Below are 17,594 nucleotides of genomic sequence, written 5' to 3' on the forward strand. Positions count from 1 at the left end.
CGGAGCCATTTTGAATGCTTTTGCTGATATGAAGCCTGCCTAAACGAAGGTTCAAGGTGCTACTCTTGTCCTGAACGCCCCACATGCCTGCGAAGCGCAGGGGGAATCTGCACAGGATGACTGCGGGGATGGGTCCGCGGCCACGTATCGGCATCACGGTCCGCAGGATCAGGACGCGGCGACGACCTCTTGGCGCTGCGTGCCAAGCCCCTCGATGGTCAGTTCCATCACGTCACCCGGTTTCAGGAACCGCTGCGGCGACATGCCAAGACCCACGCCCGAGGGTGTGCCGGTGGCGATGATATCGCCCGCGCGCAGCAGCATGAACTGACTGAGGTAGGAAACGATCTGACGCACGCTGAAGATCATGTCGTCGGTGTTGGAGGATTGCACCGTCTCGCCGTTCAGCGCAAGCGACAGATCGAGGGTCTGCGGATCGGGCACCTCGTCGGCGGTGACCAGCCAGGGGCCGATGGGACCAAAGCTGGGCGCCGACTTGCCCTTTGTCCACTGGCCGCCGCGTTCGGCCTGAAACGACCGCTCAGACACGTCGTTGATCACGCAATAACCCGCCACATGACCCAGCGCATCGGCCTCGGAGACATAGAGCGTATCACGTCCGATGATCACGCCAAGCTCTACCTCCCAATCGGTTTTCAGCGAGGTGCGGGGGATAATGACCGGATCGTTGGGGCCCGACAGGCAGCTTGTGGTCTTGGAAAAGAGGATCGGCTCTGCCGGTTCCTTCGCGCCGGTTTCGGCGGCGTGCCTGGCATAATTCAGCCCGATACAGAGAAAATTGGGCACCCATGCCAGACAGGGACCGATGCGCTCCGACGTCTCGATCACCGGCAGGCGGTCGATATCGAGCGCGGCAATCCGCGCGAGCGCGTCCGGCGACACGCCGTCACCCGCGAAATCGGACACCTGCCCGGACAGGTCGCGCACCCGTCCCCCGGCATCCAGAATCGCAGGGCGTTCCGCACCTTGCGCGCCAACTCTAAGCAGTTTCATTGGTCTCCTTCCCCCCGGTCCGAGCCGGAGTTGTCTTGTCCTGGGATTGCGAAGCCATCAGGTTCTCGAGATCCTGCGGCAGATGTCCGAGATGCGCATCGAACGCGGCGCTCAGCGCCGGTTTGTCGCGGTGCAGGATGGCATCGAGAATGTCGTTGTGCTGGGTCAACACGCGCTCGCGGTTCATGCGCATGCGGGAGGTGAGATAGCGGGCATGCCACAGACGTGCGAGATAGGCCTTGTGGGTGCGGGCGAGCGCGGCATTGCGCGATGCCTCGGCGATGGTGGTGTGAAACGCCATGTCCATCTCGAAGGAATCGATCCGCTCGGCGGTGTAGAAGGTTTCTTCCATGCGGCGTGCCGCCTCCCGGATACGCCCGAGGTCGGTGTCGGTGGCGTGATCGCAGGCCAGTTCCCCGGAAAGCTTTTCGAGCGCCACCAGAACCGCTGCCTGATCGCAGAGATCCTTGGCCGTTGGTTTGCTGACGATGGGACTGCGTGCTGGGCTGAGTTCGACCAACCCTTCCTTGGCGAGAATGCGAATCGCCTCGCGCATTGGCGTGCGGCTCACACCCATGACCGTCGCGTGATCGCGTTCCTTGATCGGTGCGCCCGGTACCAACTCTCCGCGCAGGATGCTGCGTCGCAGTTCGTTGGCGATGCGATCGGCAAGCGCTGGCTCTGTCATCGCAATGGAATCCTTCGACTTGTACATGTCACGCACTTGTTATGCCGTTCCGGTAGGCCCGTCCATAATTCTCGATTTGGTATACCAAAACAAGTTGATTGTGAAATTCGCATTGGGTACCGTCCGACCAGGATGGTATACCATCTTGGACGCAGGATGATCCTGTGTGAGAGGAGACGGCCGTAAAGCCGCAACAGGGAGAAAAGACAAATGACCATCAAGACACTGCTGACATCCGTGGCGGCGGGCGCACTGCTCGCTACCAGTGCCTTCGGACAGGAGGTGACGCTGCGCATGCAGACACATTACGCGACCGAACACCCGACCGGTCAGGCGCTCGCGCGGTTCATCGACGACGTGCAAACCATGTCGGGTGGCGAAATCTCGATCGAGATGTTCTATTCCTCGGCCGTGGTCGCCACGACCGAGACCTTCGATGCCGCAATCAACGGCATTCTGGATTGCGACGCCACCGGCGGCGCCTACCAGACCGGCAAGAACCCGGCCTTCCAGTTCGTCGGCGACTTCATGGGCGGCTATGACACACCCTGGCAGCAGTATTCCTGGCTCTACTACGGGGGTGGCCTGGAGGCGGCGCAAGAGCTTTACAACGAGCAGAACATGCAGCTGGTCGGCTGGTCGATCTACGGGCAGGAATCGCTCTCTTCCTCCAAGCCGATCGCCGGGCCTGCGGATCTGAAAGGCTGGAAATTCCGCTCGCCGCCGGGCATGGAAACCGAGATCTTCGACGAACTTGGCGCCTCGCCCATCGTGATGGACTTTACCGAGATTTTCACCGCTCTGGAGACAGGGATCATCGACGGGGCGGATGCCTCGGGGCTTGCCAACAATGTGGGCCTTGGCCTCTATGACATTGTGAAACATGCGACTTATCCGGGCTTTCACTCGATGCCGTCGGACCACCTTGCCTGCAACAAGGATGTCTGGGACGGGCTTACGGACTCGCAGCGCCGGATCATCGATACCGCCTGGCAGAAGCTGGCGTTCCACATAGCGCTCTATAACGAGCGCGCCAATTCCGAAGCGGCTGCCAAACTTCAGGAACAGGGCGTGACCCTGCACGCCTGGTCGGATGAAGACCGCAAGGTGTTCCGCGATGCAGCGCAGGTATCCTGGGAACGCTGGGGCGACAAGAACGAGCAGGCCCGCGCCATTCTCGAAAGCCACAAGACCTATCTGCGGCAACTTGGCCTGCTGAAATAATCTTCGCCGACACAAAAGGCGGGCACCCGTTGCCCGCCTTTTACAATGTTGCCACCGGGCCGACCTGTCGGCGGGACTGCGGGAGACCGACATGATGAGCAAAAGCGTTTGGCTCGGCCGCGCGCGCGGACCTGTGAAACTGGCGATGATCGGCTTTTGCGGCCTCGCGCTCGTTCTCTACGTGTGGCTGGTGTCGGCGCGCGTGATGGACCCGGAAACAGCCATCGGCATGCAGGAGATGATCCGGCCCCAGGGCCGTCCGATGGTCAAGCTGATGATGTTCGCCCTGATCGGCGCCCTGTTTTTTGCGTCGCTCTACCTGTCGGATTTCAAGGGCGACATCGAACCGGGGCGCAAGGGGTTCTTCGACATCGTGAGCCTCGTTCTGAGCCGCGCGGCGATGATCCTCGTGGCGGTGATCGTGCTGGTGATGTTCTACGAGGTCGTCTCGCGCTACGTCTTCTCCCGCCCTACGCTCTGGGCGAATGAATTATCGCTGTGGCTGGCCTCCTTCGTGTTCTTGCTGGCCGGTCAATATGCCATGCAACAGCGCAGCCATATTCGCATCTACGTGATTTATGACCACATGCCGCGCTGGATGCGCAAGACGGCGGACACGATCTCGGTCCTGCTCATCACCGGGTTCGCCTTTGCGCTTGTCTGGGGAGGTTACAGCGATGCCAAGACGCGATTCCTGCGCATGGAAACCTTTGGCACCGCGTGGGATCCGCCCATTCCGGGCACAATCAAACCCTTCCTGCTGATCGCAATCGTTCTCGTGGCGGTGCAGGCGATTTCCAACCTGATCGCCGACTGGAACCGCGAAATCGCCGATCTGCACGCCGACGAAATCGATGAAACCGAGATTGAAAACATCCGTCGCACCCTGGAGGAACATAACTAATGGTCGATATCGGCACCCTCAGCCTGATCCTCCTGTTCGGCATGTTTGCCCTTCTGGCGATCGGTATGCCGCTTGGCCTTGCCTCGGCCTTTCTGGCCGTGGTCACGCTGACCCTGAAATTCGACATGGACCTGCTGTTCGGCACCTTCGGACGCGGCCCGCTGTCGGTACTCGGGCAGGCGGTCTATCGGCAGATGACCAACTATGTGCTGATCTCGGTGCCGCTTTTCATCTTCATGGCCGCGCTGCTGGAGCGATCCGGTATTGCGCGCGACATGTACGGCTCGCTCAACCAATGGCTCAGCCGGACGCGCGGCGGAATCGCCATCGTGACCTCGATCATGGCGGTGATCATGGCGGCGATGTCGGGCATCATCGGTGGCGAGGTGGTTCTGCTTGGCCTGATTGCCCTGCCGCAGATGCTGCGGCTCGGGTATGACCGCAACCTTGCGATCGGCACGATCTGTGCCTCGGGCAGTCTTGGCACGATGATCCCGCCGTCCATCGTGCTGATCTTCTACGGGTTGGTGACCGAGACCTCGATCAAGGCGCTGTTCACGGCGTCGTTCCTGCCCGGCTTCATGCTGGCCTCGTTCATCCTGATCTACATCATCGTGCGCACACAGCTCAATCCGTCGCTCGCGCCGCTGCCGCCGGACGACCCGGACGATCCCAAAGGCTCGGAAAAGGGCCTGATGTTTCTGGGCTTTCTGGGGCGGATGATCGCATGGATCACGGGCGTTCTTGTTCTGCGCGCGCTGTTCTTTACCGTTACCGGTGACAATGCGGTGCGCGAGGGCACCGATCCGATCCCGCTTGGCATGGTCTCGAACCTGCCGTGGCTCATCGGGGCCTTTGCGATCTCGCTGGCGGTCATCTTTCTTGTTGTCGGGCGAGAACGCACTGCTAGGGGCTGGGAAATGGGCAAGGGCCTTGTCGCACCCATCGTGGTGATCGGCGTCGTGCTGGGCTCCATCTATGGCGGGATCACCGGCATCACCGAGGCGGCGGGCATGGGGGCTATCGCGGTTTTCGTGATTGGCCTGCTGCGCCGCGAGATGACCTTTGCCATCGTGTGGGACAGCCTGATGCGGACACTGAAATCCACCGGCACGATCATCTGGGTCACCATCGGCGCCGCTGCGCTTGCCGCCGCGTATACGCTGGTGGGCGGCCCTGCCTATGTGGCCAACATGATCGTCGGCGCGGACATGCCGACCATGGGGATCATTCTCGTGATGATGGTGATCTTTCTGGTCATGGGCATGTTCATGGACTGGGTCGGCATCGTGCTTCTGATCATGCCGGTTTTTCTGCCCATCGTGGTCAAGCTGCCGCCCGAAGAGATCGGCTGGCTCGGTTCCGTCGATGCGCGCTATATCCCGATCTGGTTCGGCGTGGTCTTTACCATGAATATGCAGGTGAGCTTTCTGTCGCCACCCTTCGGCCCGGCCGCGTTCTATCTCAAGTCGGTGGCCCCGCCGGAAATCTCTATCACGGATATCTTCCGCGGCTTCCTGCCGTTCATCGTCTTGCAGCTTCTGGCGCTTTCCGTTCTTTTGATCTGGCCACCCATCGTGACGCTGTTTCTGTGACACAAGGCCGGAATGCAACGCGCACCCCGGCCCGCGCCATTCCATGAAAGGAGCATGAAATGAGCAAGCAAGCCATCGGATTCATCGGCCTCGGCCTGATGGGCCGGGCCATGGTCGACTGTCTTCAGGGGGCGGGATATCCCGTGATCGTGCTGGGCAATCGCGACCGCACCGGCATGGAAGAGGCCATCGCACGCGGCGGGCAGGAGGCGAAATCGGCGCGCGATCTGACGGAGCGGGCGGATATCGTCATGCTCTGCGTCGGCACCTCGGATCAGGTGGAATCGCGCATCTTCGCAGAGGACGGCGTGTTGGCAGCTGCAAAATCCGGTCAGGTGGTGATCGACTTCGGCACCTCGCTACCGGCCTCGACTCTTCGGATAGGCGAGGCACTTGCCGGGAAGGGCGCGATCTATCTCGATGCGCCTCTTGGCCGCACGCCCGCCCATGCCAGGGAAGGCAGGCTCAACATCATGTGCGCGGGCGACAGGGACGCCTTCGACGGCGTGCGCCCGGTGCTCGACACGCTTGGCGAAAACGTCTTTCACCTTGGCAAGCTGGGCAACGGGCATACGATCAAGCTGATCAACAATTTCTACGCCATGACCACTGTCTGCGCCATGTCCGAGGCCTTCGCGCTTGCCGATACCGCAGGAATCGACCGCGATGCGCTATATGGCGTCATGGCCGCCGGACCGAACCATTCGGGGATGATGGATTTCATCCGCAACTACGCGGTAGAGGGCAGGATCGACCTTGCCTTCTCGGTGGCCAATGCCGCCAAGGATGTGGGCTATTACCGGCAGATGGCCGAGGATCTGGGCCTGACCAGCCGCATGTCGGGCGCTGCCGACGCAACGCTGAGCACCGCGCGCGACGGTGGCGACGGCGACATCATGGTGCCGCAGATGGTCGACTGGATGGTCAGGCACCTGGGGAGAAACGCATGAGATTGCAAGGCAAGCGCGCCTTTGTCACCGCCGCCGGTCAGGGGATCGGGCGCGCGATTGCCGAGGCTTACGTCCGCGAGGGCGCAGCGGTCACGGCGACCGACCTCGACGGCACGTTGCTCAAGGGATTGGAGGCCGAGACCTTCGCACTTGACGTGACCAACAAGGCGGCGCTTCAGGCCGCGATCCATGCGGCAAGTCCCGATATCCTGGTGAACTGCGCGGGTTTCGTGCATGCCGGGACGTTGCTCGAGGCGAGCGATGAGGATTTCGATTTCGCCATGACGCTCAACGTCAGGTCGCAGTTTCACGCCATGCAGGCCGCCGTGCCGGGCATGGTCAGGCGTGGCGGCGGCGCGATCGTCAACATCGCCTCGGTGGCCTCCTCGATCATCGCCGCACCCGGTCGCTGCGTCTACGGCACCTCCAAGGCGGCGATCATCGGCCTGACGAAATCCGTGGCGGTCGATTACGTCACGCACGGCGTGCGGGTGAACTGCATCTGCCCCGGCACGGTCGAGAGCCCGTCCCTGCAGAACCGTCTGCACGCCACCGGCGATTACGAGGCCGCACGCGCCGCATTCGTGGCGCGTCAGCCGATGGGGCGGATCGGGCAACCGGAAGAGATCGCGCATCTCGCAGTCTATCTGGGATCGGACGAGTCGAGTTTCACCACCGGCCAGGCGCATGTGATCGACGGTGGCTGGGCCGCCGCCTGATGCCTGTCGGAGAGCCTCATCGCACGGTGGCTCAGCGCGAGAACCGCACCGCGTTCGGGGTGGCGATGATGGCGCTTGCGGTGCTTTTCTTCACCTGTATCGACACATCGGCGAAATGGCTGGTGACCGCCGGGATCGCGGCGATCCAGGTGGTCTTTGTGCGCTATGCGGTGCATTTTCTTCTGGCGCTCGTGCTCTTTCTGCCGCGCGAGGGGCGCGCCGCGATCCGCTCCAACGCGCCGGGGCGGCAATTCCTGCGCTCGACCTTCCTCTTCGGCAGCACGATCTGCAACTTCACCGCGCTGCAGTTCCTGCCGATCACCGTGACCACGACAATCATGTTCGCCGGACCGATCGCGGTGACCTTGCTGGCCATACCGATTCTGAATGAAAGGGTTGGCCTGCACCGCCTGGCGGCGGTTTGTGTGGGATTCGCCGGCGTTCTGGTCGTGATGCAGCCCTGGGGCACCGGATTTCACCCCGCCATGCTGCTCAACCTCGTGGCGATGGTTGTCGCCTCTCTGTATTTCATCATGACGCGCATGCTGGCCGGGATCGAGAGCAACGCCACCAGCCAGATCTGGGCTTCGGGTCTGGCGACCTTCTGTCTTGGGCCTTTCGCGATCCGCGTCTGGCAGTGGCCCGACGCCGGAGTCGACTGGGCGCCTTTCCTGCTGATCGGTGCGTTCGGTGGGGTCGGGCATATCTTTGCCACCCATGCGCATCGCATGGCGGATGCCTCGATCCTGGCGCCGATCGTCTATATCCAGATCGTTCTGGCGGCAGCCGCCAGCATCATCGTGTTCAATGTCTATCCGACGGTCTGGACATTGGGCGGCGGGCTGATCATCGCCGGGGCCGGTCTTTATATCTGGTGGCGCGAGCGGCGGAGGTGAGGACCGACGCCACCGACCCGGCAAAAGCGGATCAGACCCCGGACGACGAAACAGCAGAAGTTTTCAACCGAACAGGCCGTCAACCACGACCCCTCTTCACCTCTTCGCCCAGATCCACACCGTTCAGCGAGGCCACGTGATCGGCCAGCATCGGCATGTAGTCTGCACCCTTGCCCTGAGCGACCGCGCTTGCAAAGGCGTTGCGGATGCTGGCTGACATCGGGTTGGCCATGCCCGCCGCCTGCGCCATCAGGCAGACATAGCCGATATCCTTGGCGGCATTGTCCAGGCTGAAGACATGCGCATCGCGGTTCCGGTCGCAGACCCATTGTGTATAGGTGTCGAAGAACCCACAGCCCATGCGGCTCCCGCCAATGACCTCGCGGATAAGCTGCGGCGCAAGCCCCACCCTGGCTCCCATGGTGAAGGCCTCGGCATAAAGCGCGGCATAGCCGGTGCCGAGGAAATTCATCACCAGTTTCATCTTGTGCCCCGCACCGACGGGGCCAAGATGCGTGACCGACCCGGCCCAGCACTCTATCACCGGCCTGACCTTGCTGAAGATATCCGGTGCGGCACCGACCATCGCGTCGAGCGTGCCGGCCTCGGCCTCTTTGGGCGTGCGGCCCAGCGGCGCGTCTACCATGTGCATGCCGCTGGCCTCGAGTTCGGCAGCCAGCGCCTCGGTCGAGACCGGGTTGGCGGTGGTGGTGTCGACCACGATCAGCCCGGGGCGGCCATTGGCCATCAGACCCTCCGCGCCCCGGATCACCGCCTCTACCTGCGGCGAATTCGAGAGGCACAGAAAGATGATGTCACAAGCCACCGCCATCTCGGCAAGGCTGTCCGCCTCATGCGCGCCCATGCCGGTCAGGCTGTCGATCGGCGCACGGTTCCGGTTGCCCCTGATCATCAGATCATAGCCGCCCCTGAGAATGTTGCTGGCCATGCCATGCCCCATATGGCCCACACCCACAAAGCCGATCCTTGGTTTGCCCGTCATATCCCGTCCTCCCTGATCCGGTTCATGCGACCTGCGTCAAAAGCGGCCTGCCCGCCATGAATACCGCGATATTGTCGCGTTGAAGCTGACCCATGGCCGCGCGTGTGACATGCGTGCCAGAGCCTTGATGCGGTTGCAGGACCACGTTGTCGAGCGCGGCAAAGCGCGGGTCGATACCCGGCTCAGACCGGAAAACGTCGAGCGCGGCCCCCGCCAGACGGCCATCCTCCAGCCGGTCGATCAACGCCACCTCATCCACGGTGGAGCCGCGCGAGATGTTCACCAGAACGCCGTTTTCCCCCAGCGCGTCAAGCACCTCGGCCGACACCATGCCTTCGGTTTCGGGCCCGCCGACAAGGGCGACGACGAGGTAATCGACTGCGTTGGCGAGCGCGACAGGATCATCATGATAGGTCCAGCCAGGCGTCTGCTTCTCGCCGCGCGACCAGTAATGCAATTCCATCTTGAAGGCCGCGAGGCGATCCGCGATCTCGCGCCCGATCCGGCCCAGCCCGAGAATACCCACACGCCCGCCCGACATCTTGCGATTGAGCGGAAACTCCTGCCCGTCAGCCCAGGCACCGGAACGCGCGTGATCATCGCCCTGAACCATCCTGCGGCATTGCGCAATCAGCATGCCGACGGCGAGATCGGCCACATCATCGTTGAGCACATCGGGCGTGTTCGTCACCGCCACGCTGCGTGTCTGCGCATCCGCCACCTTGATCGCGTCATAGCCCACGCCGTAATTGGCGATCAGCCCAAGCGCCGGAAAGAGATCCATCAGCGCGCCGTCGAATGTCGCGTGCCCCTTGAACGCGATGGCCCGAACCGTGGCGCGAGTCTCTTCATGGAGTGCTGCGGCGCTGTCGAGGCTGTCGACGATCCGCGCGCCGAGATCGTCGCGCAATGCGGCCGCGTCCACATCGCTGAACGATCCGATCGCCAGAACTTCTGTCATGTATATCCCTCCTGCCTGCGATCAGCCACGTCCGACATAAGGCATTGCGGTGGCCATCACTGTCATGAATTGCACGTTCGCAGCCAGCGGCAGCGAGGCCATGTGCAGCACCGATTGTGCGACATTGGCGACGTCCATCACCGGTTCGACCGCGAGCGATCCGTCTGCCTGCGGCACGCCCCTGGTCATCGCCTCCGCCATCTCGGTCAGCGCATTGCCGATGTCGATCTGCCCGCAGGCGATGTCATAGGGTCGCCCGTCCAGGGACAGGCTCCGGGTGAGGCCGGTGATGGCATGTTTCGACGCGGTATAGGGCGACGAGCCCCACCGGGGCACATAGGCCGAAACAGAGCCGTTATTGATGATCCGCCCGCCCTGCGGATCCTGCCGCCGCATCTGCGCAAAGGCGGCGCGCGCGGCGATGAAGGCCCCCATGACGTTGACCTCGATGAGGGTGCGGATCTCGTCCAGATCCAGTTCGTCAATTGTCGCACCCTTCATCGCCACGCCCGCATTGTTGAAGAGCGCGTCCAACCGCCCCCATTCGCCTGACGCCTTGGCGACCATCGCGTCGGTGGCGTCTGCGTCGGTCACGTCGCAGGGCAGGACAAGCGCCGCCCCGTGGCCCGCCGCCGTCTCGGCCAGGGCAGCCTCGCGCCGCCCCACGAGGCCCACGTTCCAGCCCGCCGCGAGAAAGGCCCGCGCGGTAGCGCGCCCCACGCCGCTGCCCGCACCCGTGATGATGATACCTTGTTTCATATGCACCCCTCAGTGATTGTCGCGCGGCAGGTTGCGCGCCACGCGCTGATAGGCCGTTGCCAGTTCGAGGCACCCACCCTCGGCCAGTTGCCCGACATGGCGGCGATAAATTTCCTGCCACGGGGTCTGGTTCTCGATCTCGGGCGGGGTCCAGTCAGCCTTGCGGCGCGCCCATTCGTCAGGCTCTACCAGCGCCTCCATCGTGGCGGTGTTCAGGTCGAGCCGCACCCGGTCCCCGGTCTGCAGATAGGCAAGCCCGCCGCCTACCACGGATTCGGGCGAGGCGTTCAGGATCGAGGGGCTTTCCGATGTGCCCGATTGCCGTCCGTCACCGACAGTCGGCAGGTGGTTGACACCTGCCCGAAGCACTGCATCGGGCGGCTGCATGTTCACCACCTCCGCAGCGCCGGGATAGCCGACACACCCAACGTTGCGGATAAAGAGGATGGTTTTCTCGTCAATCCCGAGGCTCTGGTCATTGATCCGGTCGTGGTAGTCCTCGGGTCCCTCAAAGACCACCGCGCGCCCCTCGAATATCCCCTCTGCACCGGGCCTGGAGAGGAAACGCTTGCGGAAATCGTCGGAGATGACCGAGGTTTTCATCAGCGCGGAGTCAAAGAGATTGCCCGACAGCACGATGAATCCGGCGTTCTTGCGCAGCGGATTGTCATAGGGGCGGATCACGTCATGGTCGACACTCTCGCGGCCCGCCAGATTCTCGCCCATGGTCCTGCCCGTGGCGGTCATGACGCCCGCATGCAGGCGGCCAGCCTTGTGCAGTTCGGCCATCACCGCAGGCACGCCGCCCGCGCGGTGGAAACTCTCGCCCAGATATTCCCCGGCGGGCTGCATGTTGACGAGAAGGGGCTCTTCGAATCCGATGGTCTGCCAGTCCTTGACGTTGAGGTCCACGCCCGCATGGCGCGCGATCGCCTGAAGATGCGGCGGCGCGTTGGTCGAGCCACCAATCGCCGTGTTGGTCCTGATCGCGTTCTCGAACGCCTCTCGCGTCAGGATGTCCGAGGGTTTGAGATCCTCCAGCACCATCCCGACGATCCGCTTGCCGGTGGCAAAGGCCATCTCCATCCGTTCGCGAAACGGTGCCGGGATGGCCGAGGATCCGGTAAGCGTCATGCCAAGCGCCTCGGCCATGGCGTTCATCGTCGAGGCGGTGCCCATCGTGTTACAATGCCCCAGCGAGGGGGCGGAGGCGCAGGCACGCTCGATGAATTCCTCGTAGTCGATCTTGCCCTCGGCCAGCAGGCGCCGCCCCTCCCAGACCACCATGCCGGACCCGGCGCGCCTGCCCTTGTACCAGCCATCCAGCATCGGCCCGCCATTCAGGGCAATCGCCGGGATGTCCACCGTCGCCGCCCCCATGAGCTGCGCCGGCGTTGTCTTGTCGCAACCGGTGGTCAGGACCACGCCGTCGATGGGATAGCCGTGCAACACCTCCACAAGACTCAGATAGGCGAGGTTACGGTCGAGCGCCGCCGTGGGCCGTTTGCCGGTTTCCTGAATGGGGTGGATGGGAAATTCCATCGGGATGCCGCCCGCATCGCGGATGCCGGCCTTGATCCGGTCCATCAGGAAGATGTGGATCTTGTTGCAGGGGGCGAGATCCGAACCGGTATTGGCGATGCCGATGACGGGGCGATCGCTTTGCAGTTCCTCGCGGGTGAAGGTCTGGTTCTGATAGCGCTCAAGATAAAGCGCGGTCATGCCCGGATTGTTGGGGTTGTCGAACCATTCCTGCGAGCGGAAACGCTTGTTGGCGCGGGTGTTGCTCATGCTGTCCTCCTCCAGATGGCCGCATATCCCGAACCTGCGGGGCGGTGCTTGCAGCAAGCATCGAATTTGGTATACCAAAATGCAAGCCAAATCATAACCTCTTTGCAGCAAGCGCCCGGAATGGACATTCGGCACCGGCGCGCTGATACGCAATCTGGCGGCACGCGGGTTGCTCGCCGACCACTGAACACGCAGGAGAAGGAAGAACAGCATGAATATCGTCATTATCGGCGGCGGCGGATTTCTGGGGCAAAAGCTGGCACGGGCGCTTGTCGCACGGGGCACGCTGAACGGCACGGCCATCAGCCGCATCACACTGGCGGATGTGAACGATCCGGCAGGCATCGAGGGGGCATCCTTGCCGGTGGAGACGGCACGCTGTGACATCACCGATCCGGCCTCGGTCGCGCGGGTCGTGACCGGCGAAACGGATGTGATCTATCATCTCGCCGCTGTCGTCTCGGCCCATGCCGAGGAGGAATTCGAGGACGGCATGCAGATCAACCTCTTCGGAACGTTGAATATTCTGGAGCGCTGCCGAAAACTGGGCACCGCGCCGCTGATGGTCTTCACCTCGTCGATCGCCGTCTATGGCGGAGAGGTGCCGGACCCGATCACCGAGACCTCGCTGCTCAACCCGCAGACTTCATATGGCGCACAGAAGGCGGCGGGCGAGTTGCTGGTCAATGACTATTCGCGCAAGGGCTATGTCGACGGGCGCGGCGTGCGCCTGCCGACGATCTCGATCCGCCCGGGCAAGCCGAATCGTGCGGCGTCGAGCTTCATGTCGTCGATCCTGCGCGAGCCGCTGAACGGGCAAGCGGCCAATTGTCCGGTCGGCGAGGATTTTCTGCATTATTATCTCAGCCCGCGCAAATGCGTGGAAAACCTGATTCGCACGGCGGAAATCCCGGCCGCTGACCTTGGGCGCAACCGCATCCTGCAGATGCCGGGGCGCACCCTCTCGATCCGGCAGATGATCGACGCGATGAGTGCCGTCGCCGGACCCGAGCCCGCGCGGCTGATCACATGGCAGCCGGACGAGGCGATCAGCAGCATCGTGGCCGGCTGGCGGTTCGACATCCATGCCGACCGGGCGCTTGCGCTCGGGCTGGCGGCGGATGCGAGTTTCGAGGAGAACGTGCGTTATTACATCGAGGATGATCGGCCCGGCAATTAGTCAGGCCCCGGCCAGGGCTGCCTCGACCGCCGCGCGCCGGGGCATGGGGGCCACCGCGCCGTAGCCCTGCACCGCCAGAGCCGCCGCCGCATTCGCATAGCGCGCGGCGGCAAAGGGATCGTTGCCCGCGACAAGCCGCGCCAGAAACGCCCCGTCGAACGTGTCCCCCGCGCCGGTGGCGTCCACCGCCTGCACCGGCCGTCCCGGCACACGTTTGCGCGCCTCGGGCGTGGCGACCAGCGTACCTTGGGGGCCGAGCGTCAGCGCGACGATCCGCGCACCTAGGGCCAGGTAGAAATCGGCGATCGTGTCCGGATCGCTCAGCCCGGTGAGCAATTCGGCATCCTCCAGCCCCGGAAGGGCGATATCGGCCATGGCCATGCCCGCGTGAATGACCGCCCGCGCGCGGGCGAGCGGCCAGAGCTTGAGCCGCAGATTGCTGTCATAGGACACACGCCCGCCCGCCGCGCGCACGATTTGCATCGCGGCGAATACGGTATCGGCGGCGCTCTCGGATATCGCCTGGCTGATGCCTGATACATGCAGGATCCGCGCGCCTTCCAGCGCCGCGCGCGGCAGGTCGGCGGGGGTCATCCGGCTGGCCGCCGATCCGGCCCGGAAATAGCTGAATTCGTGCCCTTCCGGCCCGTGGGTGACAAAATAGATGCCGGTCTGGCCGCCCTCCACCTCGCGCACGGTGGAGGTATCGACGCCCTCGGCCCGCCACAGATCCATGAATGACCGGCCAAAGGCGTCCGCGCCGATATGGGTGAGATAGCCGACGCGCGCGCCCTGACGCGCGGCGGCAATCGCGCAATTGGAGGTATCCCCGCCATGGCCCGGCAGATAGCGCCCATCGGGTTGCTGATTGAATTCGAGGATCGGCTCGCCAAGACAGAGGATGTCGACAGCCATCAGCGCGCATCCGTGAGAGCGGCGCGAATGAGATCGCGCGCTGTGGCCTCGTCGCCTTGCTCCAGCGCGGCGGCAGGCAGCAGATTGCCGCCCATGCCGACGCAGAGCGCCCCGGCGGCGAGGTAATCGGCGGCGTTATCGGGCGTGACGCCACCCGTGGGCATCAGGGGAATATCAGGAAAAACCGCGCGCAGCGCCTTGAGGAATCCCGGACCACCAGCCGCATCGGCGGGAAAGACCTTGACCACATGCGCGCCATTCTGTGCGTGATGCAGCACCTCGCCGGGGGTCATCGCGCCAGGCAGATAGGGGATCTGCGCCACACCACAGGCCGCTGCCACCGCATCGCACCAGCAAGGCGAGACAATGAATCGCGCCCCCGCCGCGATCGCCCTGCGGGCCTCTGCGGCGTCAAGAACCGTGCCCGCCCCGAGAACGATATCGGGATGAGCAGCGCCAAGCCGTTCCAGAAGCGCGTCTGCATTGGGCACCGTCATGGTGATCTCAAGCACGCCCGCACCCTCTTCGGCCAGGATATGACAGGCGGTTTCGGCAATGCGCGTCTCCCGATGCCGGATCACCGGGACGATCCGCGCCTTCTGCAAGGCATTCATGAGATGGTCGGTCATATGGCCCTCGGCATGGTATACCAAATTCATCGCATACAGCCATAGCCTGACGAGGCGCGCCCAGGCAATGCCTTCTCTTGCGCGACCCTCAGTGCAGCGCCTTGTGGATCGCCGTGGCCATGCTGTCGATAAAGAGACGTGCCTTGGGATCCTGATGGCGGCGGTGGGTGTAGAGACACCCCAGTTGCACCGGCACCGGCGGACAGTCCTCGAGCACCGGCACCAGACGCCCGGCGGCCAGGTGATCGGCCACCTCGAAACGCGGTTTCAGGATGATGCCATGCCCGGCCAGCGCCCAGTCGGTCAGGATGTCGCCGTCATCGCTCTCGAACGGGCCGGTGACGCTGACCCGCTCGATCCCGTCGCGGCCCTGCAGGGGCCACTGGAATTCGTCCACGCCGGGATAGCGCAGGTTGAGACAGGCATGGTTGCGCGTGAGATCCTCGATGCCGACGGGCGCACCCGCCTGTTCCAGATAGGATGGCGCGGCGCACAGCAGACGCGGGCAATCCGCGATCTTGCGCATCCTGAGGGTCGAATCCTTGGGCCGCCCGAGAAAGAACGCCACATCCAGCCCCTCATGCGTGAGGTCTATCGCCCGGTCCGACAGGCGCAGCCGCACGTTGACCTCGGGATAGGCGGTGTGAAACCCCGGCACATTCGGGGCGATCAGCCGCCGCCCCAGCCCGAGCGGCGCCGCGACAAACAGCGTGCCGCGCGGGTGCTGGGTGATCTCGCTGACCTCGGCCTCGGCCTCGTCCACCGCTTCGAGGATCCGGCAGGCGCCGGGATAGAACATCCGCCCCTGTTCGGTGGGTTGCAACACCCGCGTCGTGCGCTGAAACAACCGCACCCCCAGATGGTCCTCCAGATGCGAGACCCGCGCCGAGGCGACCGCCGCCGATATCCGCTGATCCCGCGCCGCGGCGGACATGCTGCCCAACTCATAGACACGCACGAAGGTTCGGATATTGTCGAGATAGGCCATGGCCGGGGCATCTTTCGGAATTTATTGAAGCTGTCGAGCCGTTTCGCTCTCTAGCTGAAAATTGGCTCCGGCGCTAGCCTCGCGACCGCAGGAAACAGGAGACGGGGACATGCCGGAACAGGCAATCATTCTGGAATGGGCCGGATTTGCGATCCGCTGGCTGCATGTGATCACCGCGATGGCCTGGATCGGCAGTTCGTTCTATTTCATCGCGCTCGACCTTGGCCTCCGGCGCGCGCCGGACCTGCCGCCGGGCGCGCATGGCGAGGAATGGCAGGTGCATGGCGGCGGATTCTATCATATCCGCAAGTATCTGGTGGCCCCGTCTCAGATGCCCGAGCACCTGACATGGTTCAAATGGGAGAGCTATTCCACCTGGCTCTCGGGTGCGGCGCTGCTGGCCCTGGTCTACTGGGCAGGGGCAGAGCTTTACCTGCTCGCGCCCGACAGCCCGCTCGGCCTGTGGCAGGGGATCGCGGTCTCGGGCGGCTCGCTGGCCATCGGCTGGCTGATCTATGACCGGCTGTGCAAATCCGGGATGGCAGAGCGACCGACGCTGCTGATGCTGCTGTTGTTCGTGCTGCTGACGGCGATGGGCTGGGCCTATACGCAGGTCTTCACGGGCCGCGCGATGATGCTGCATCTGGGCGCATTCACCGCGACGATCATGACCGCCAATGTATTTTTCATCATCATGCCCAACCAGCGCATCGTGGTCGCCGATCTTCAGGCCGGGCGTGAGGCGGACGCGAAATACGGGCGCATCGCGAAACTGCGCTCGACGCATAACAATTACCTCACCCTGCCGGTCATTTTCCTGATGCTGTCGAACCATTACCCGCTGGCCTTTGCGACCGAATGGAACTGGGTGATCGCCGCGCTGGTCTTTCTCATGGGGGTGACGATCCGGCATTTCTTCAATTCCATGCATGCCCGGCAGGGGCGGCCATGGTGGACATGGGGGCTGACCGCGCTGATCTTTGCGGTGATCGTCTGGCTCTCGGCGCTCTCGCCCGAGGCCGCGCAGGAGGCCACGCTGACCCCCGCGCAGACCCGCCTGACCGAGGCCCCCGGTTTCGACGCGGTGCAGGAGATCGTGGCGATCCGCTGCTCCATGTGCCACGCGGCAGAGCCGCTCTGGCCCGGTCTTGCCCATGCGCCCGGCAACGTGATCCTCGAATCCCCCGCCGACATCGCCCGTCATGCCCGGCCGCTATACCTTCAGGCCGGGCTCAGCCATGCCATGCCGCCCGCCAACCTGACATGGATGGAACCCGCCGAGCGGCAGGCGCTGGTGGCCTGGTATCGCGCCGCGGCACGCTGAGCCGCGCGGCTTGACGACGGCGGGCAGAGGCGCGAGACAGGGGGCCAGAGGAGA

The 17,594-nt window shown here is 63.7% G+C and carries 17 protein-coding genes; 8 read left to right on the top strand and 9 right to left on the bottom strand.

Annotated elements, in window-relative coordinates:
- Window positions 1-168: 168 nt before the first annotated feature.
- On the bottom strand, window positions 169-1,014 hold the full coding sequence (locus BSG08_RS15115) for a fumarylacetoacetate hydrolase family protein (protein WP_093038654.1): 846 nt from the start codon (window positions 1,012-1,014) through the stop codon (window positions 169-171).
- On the bottom strand, window positions 1,001-1,702 hold the full coding sequence (locus BSG08_RS15120) for a GntR family transcriptional regulator (protein ID WP_093038723.1): 702 nt from the start codon (window positions 1,700-1,702) through the stop codon (window positions 1,001-1,003). Before BSG08_RS15120 ends, BSG08_RS15115 begins: the two co-directional genes overlap by 14 nt.
- A gap of 210 nt (window positions 1,703-1,912) precedes the next feature.
- On the opposite strand from BSG08_RS15120, the gene BSG08_RS15125 reads away from it, so the two are divergent.
- The 6 genes from BSG08_RS15125 to BSG08_RS15150 all read left to right on the top strand — a co-directional run bounded on the left by BSG08_RS15125 (window position 1,913) and on the right by BSG08_RS15150 (window position 7,990).
- The gene (locus BSG08_RS15125; protein WP_093038656.1) at window positions 1,913-2,926 is read left to right on the top strand and encodes a TRAP transporter substrate-binding protein; all 1,014 of its coding nucleotides are present in this window, start codon (window positions 1,913-1,915) and stop codon (window positions 2,924-2,926) included.
- A 94-nt stretch (window positions 2,927-3,020) separates the two neighbouring features.
- A complete protein-coding gene (locus tag BSG08_RS15130) occupies window positions 3,021-3,830 on the top strand; it encodes a TRAP transporter small permease subunit (RefSeq protein WP_245770722.1) in 810 nt (269 codons plus the stop codon).
- Window positions 3,830-5,425 (top strand): TRAP transporter large permease, encoded by a 1,596-nt coding sequence (locus tag BSG08_RS15135; RefSeq protein WP_093038660.1) that lies wholly within the window; start codon window positions 3,830-3,832, stop codon window positions 5,423-5,425. Before BSG08_RS15130 ends, BSG08_RS15135 begins: the two co-directional genes overlap by 1 nt.
- A gap of 59 nt (window positions 5,426-5,484) precedes the next feature.
- The gene (locus BSG08_RS15140) at window positions 5,485-6,375 is read left to right on the top strand and encodes an NAD(P)-dependent oxidoreductase (RefSeq protein WP_093038662.1); all 891 of its coding nucleotides are present in this window, start codon (window positions 5,485-5,487) and stop codon (window positions 6,373-6,375) included.
- Window positions 6,372-7,094, top strand: coding sequence for an SDR family oxidoreductase (locus BSG08_RS15145; RefSeq protein ID WP_093038664.1), 723 nt, complete (start codon window positions 6,372-6,374; stop codon window positions 7,092-7,094). Before BSG08_RS15140 ends, BSG08_RS15145 begins: the two co-directional genes overlap by 4 nt.
- Window positions 7,094-7,990 (top strand): DMT family transporter, encoded by an 897-nt coding sequence (locus tag BSG08_RS15150; RefSeq protein ID WP_093038666.1) that lies wholly within the window; start codon window positions 7,094-7,096, stop codon window positions 7,988-7,990. Before BSG08_RS15145 ends, BSG08_RS15150 begins: the two co-directional genes overlap by 1 nt.
- 79 nt (window positions 7,991-8,069) lie before the next feature.
- Here the strand turns inward: BSG08_RS15150 and BSG08_RS15155 are convergent, their stop codons facing one another.
- From BSG08_RS15155 to BSG08_RS15170, 4 genes are read right to left on the bottom strand one after another with little or no spacing between them, the layout of a single operon-like run.
- Entirely contained in the window at window positions 8,070-8,993 is a 924-nt protein-coding gene (locus BSG08_RS15155) for an NAD(P)-dependent oxidoreductase (RefSeq protein WP_093038668.1), read from the bottom strand.
- Between the two features lie 22 nt (window positions 8,994-9,015).
- Window positions 9,016-9,954 carry a 2-hydroxyacid dehydrogenase gene (locus BSG08_RS15160; RefSeq protein ID WP_093038670.1) on the bottom strand — a complete coding sequence of 313 codons (939 nt, stop codon included), beginning with the start codon at window positions 9,952-9,954 and terminating at the stop codon, window positions 9,016-9,018.
- Between the two features lie 21 nt (window positions 9,955-9,975).
- The gene (locus BSG08_RS15165; RefSeq protein ID WP_093038672.1) at window positions 9,976-10,713 is read right to left on the bottom strand and encodes an SDR family oxidoreductase; all 738 of its coding nucleotides are present in this window, start codon (window positions 10,711-10,713) and stop codon (window positions 9,976-9,978) included.
- A 9-nt stretch (window positions 10,714-10,722) separates the two neighbouring features.
- Window positions 10,723-12,504, bottom strand: a complete 1,782-nt coding sequence (locus BSG08_RS15170; protein ID WP_093038674.1) for an IlvD/Edd family dehydratase — start codon at window positions 12,502-12,504, stop codon at window positions 10,723-10,725.
- Window positions 12,505-12,715: 211 nt separating this feature from the next.
- On the opposite strand from BSG08_RS15170, the gene denD reads away from it, so the two are divergent.
- Window positions 12,716-13,684, top strand: coding sequence for a D-erythronate dehydrogenase (denD, locus tag BSG08_RS15175; RefSeq protein ID WP_093038676.1), 969 nt, complete (start codon window positions 12,716-12,718; stop codon window positions 13,682-13,684).
- Here the strand turns inward: denD and BSG08_RS15180 are convergent, their stop codons facing one another.
- The 3 genes from BSG08_RS15180 to BSG08_RS15190 are packed head-to-tail and all read right to left on the bottom strand — an operon-like array spanning window position 13,685 to window position 16,216.
- The gene (locus BSG08_RS15180; protein ID WP_093038678.1) at window positions 13,685-14,599 is read right to left on the bottom strand and encodes a sugar kinase; all 915 of its coding nucleotides are present in this window, start codon (window positions 14,597-14,599) and stop codon (window positions 13,685-13,687) included.
- Complete coding sequence (locus BSG08_RS15185; RefSeq protein WP_217649905.1) at window positions 14,599-15,258, bottom strand: bifunctional 4-hydroxy-2-oxoglutarate aldolase/2-dehydro-3-deoxy-phosphogluconate aldolase; 660 nt, start codon at window positions 15,256-15,258, stop codon at window positions 14,599-14,601. The genes BSG08_RS15180 and BSG08_RS15185 overlap by 1 nt, the downstream gene beginning before the upstream one ends.
- Window positions 15,259-15,316: 58 nt before the next feature.
- Complete coding sequence (locus BSG08_RS15190; RefSeq protein WP_093038680.1) at window positions 15,317-16,216, bottom strand: LysR family transcriptional regulator; 900 nt, start codon at window positions 16,214-16,216, stop codon at window positions 15,317-15,319.
- A gap of 109 nt (window positions 16,217-16,325) precedes the next feature.
- Between BSG08_RS15190 and BSG08_RS15195 the strand changes: the two genes are divergently transcribed.
- Window positions 16,326-17,540 (top strand): urate hydroxylase PuuD, encoded by a 1,215-nt coding sequence (locus BSG08_RS15195; protein WP_093038682.1) that lies wholly within the window; start codon window positions 16,326-16,328, stop codon window positions 17,538-17,540.
- Window positions 17,541-17,594 lie beyond the last annotated feature (54 nt).

This window comes from Roseovarius azorensis (assembly GCF_900109455.1).
Lineage (GTDB): Bacteria > Pseudomonadota > Alphaproteobacteria > Rhodobacterales > Rhodobacteraceae > Roseovarius > Roseovarius azorensis.